Below are 2,075 nucleotides of genomic sequence, written 5' to 3' on the forward strand. Positions count from 1 at the left end.
CACCGCCGGTACCGACATCAGCTTCCGGTCCACCTCGTACGCCAGTGAGACGAACATCCGGCCAGGGTGCCAGGAGGCCATCGCGGCGCGCCAGACCTACTTCGAGTAGCAGCGATGAGTTTCTGAACGGCACAGGGTCCAGCCCAGAGGGCCTCAGCCGCTGCGCAGCAAGACACGCCATCAGGAAGTCTCTAGCACACTCCGCGAGTGCACTTGCCGAACTGCGAAACCGTGAATTCCGACAGATCGATAGGCGCCGTCAATCACCTTTCCAAGACCGTCAACTAGGTTGCGGTGCGCAATACCCAGATGCGTGAAGGCCGCTTTTTTTAGCAGTGCGGGCATATCGTTGAATGTGTCGGCCCTGTGTAGCATTCCCATTGCTTTAGCGATGATCGAAATCCAATCACCCACTGCGACTTCAGACATGCTGGAGGTTAGGATGATATGCAAAGCCTTACTTGGAATGCAGCTATTCTCGTGAGCTTCCTTGTCGGGATTCCGGGGATAGAGCGAGCGGTGATCAAGGTGGTTCGGATGATTGAGGCGCTCGGGCTGACTCAGATCCCGCAGGCATCCGCCATCTGCAGGGAAACCATCTCCGATCGTCCACTCCCAGTTCGTGACATCTGAGCGAATTTCACTCTTGTAGTAGTTCTTGATAATCACGCCAAATATGTCTGCGAAGGACTCGTGAAGAGCGGCGCCGTCCCCGCTGGTGATCAGGCCGCTGGTTACGTCGATGACCCCATGGGGTATTTCGTGGGCAACCAGATCCAAGAAGCGGGCGGTGCTAACGAGACGCCCGGACTGTGAATACACCTGGCCGTACCAAATTGCTCCATTTGACCAGTATGCGTTCCGCAATACTTCGCTATAGGAAATGGGGTCACAGCAGTTGATTACACCAATAAGGTCGGCGGGCAATATATGGCCGAATCCATACTCTCTGTAAAAGTCCCCCACCAGTGTTGCGTTGTAATGAGCGGAGACAGCACCTCTATGGGCGTCCCCCAGGTCCGCCGTCTGCGAGGTGACTGCATACCCGGTCCACCGTCCTACGGGGTTGAATCGAGCGTCCTGTGTCCTGAGGTTGCGCGCAATGTCGTAAAACTTGTAGCGATCCCCTGTGTGAGACCCTGTGATTCTCCGGGATTCATCTTCTTCGCACAATCCAATCAGTTCTGCATGGGAAGAGCCCGTCGAGAGCGCTTTTCCATAGGAAAAGACTATATGGCCGCTGTGAGCGTCGATCAAAAAGTCAGCCATCGGAATTCTAGATTCGGGATCTACCTGACCCAACCCATTGGAGGTGTAGGGGAATGCTGGAACATCAAAGAAATGCCACACGAGGCGCCAAGGCTTGTGGCGACTACCAAAAAGCTGCAACTGTGGTTCGTTAATTTCTTTGATGTCTAGATCTTCCCTAACGGCGGCCGTCAGGCGTCGTTTGGCGTCAGTAATCGAAATGTCTGGCCCCGTGTTCACTCCAGGATCAACGCTGCCCAGGCTCCACCGCACAGAGATGAGCCGATTGGAATCGTCTAGCTCAACGGTCGCTTCGGCTCCGAATACCGGAATGCCTCGAAAGCTCTGGCTGAAACGTACTAGAACGCCCTTGTCCAAGTGTTGTATGCCTCGAAGAGGGGTCGTTGGGGAGGCTTGGTGGAGGGCGTACCTGAGGTCTTTCTCGCCATATTCATTGATCATTCGGAGCAAGAAAAACCGGGCGCATGCTTCCGGAGCCTTGAAAACCGGAAGCTCTGCAAAGCCATGCATGGTGCCCGTGCCATGTATGAAATCCGCGACCTCGACGGGAGATGACCTTTTTGTGTCTGCGGCTATGTGAAAGTGGAATCTTTCAAGCTCGATGTTATCCATGATTGACTCGCGCTTCTCCATCCCCTCACTTCTACGCTTCCCTCGTGCCTCTCGTTTCGCAAGTCGAGGGAGCTCAGCGCGCCTACAGTGCGGCTGAGTGTCGGATGCAGCCGAGCGTGGCTCCCTGACTCGGGCATGTTCCCAACCCGGACACTTTGTCCGGACTTCCTTTGATTGGCCATCGGGCTCTGGCT

The 2,075-nt window shown here is 55.3% G+C and carries 1 protein-coding gene; it reads right to left on the reverse strand.

All coding sequences use genetic code 11. The features are described from left to right. Positions 1-180: 180 nt before the first annotated feature. Positions 181-1,902, reverse strand: a complete 1,722-nt coding sequence (locus tag ACWD3E_RS43230) for a M4 family metallopeptidase (protein WP_451392933.1) — start codon at positions 1,900-1,902, stop codon at positions 181-183. Between the last annotated feature and the right edge of the window lie 173 nt (positions 1,903-2,075).

The organism is Streptomyces sp. NPDC002676 (assembly GCF_053592455.1).

Excerpts from the sequence above, each read along its gene's own strand:
- ACWD3E_RS43230 (WP_451392933.1), bottom strand. The coding sequence starts at position 1,902 with ATGGAGAAGCGCGAGTCAATCATGGATAACATCGAGCTTGAAAGATTC.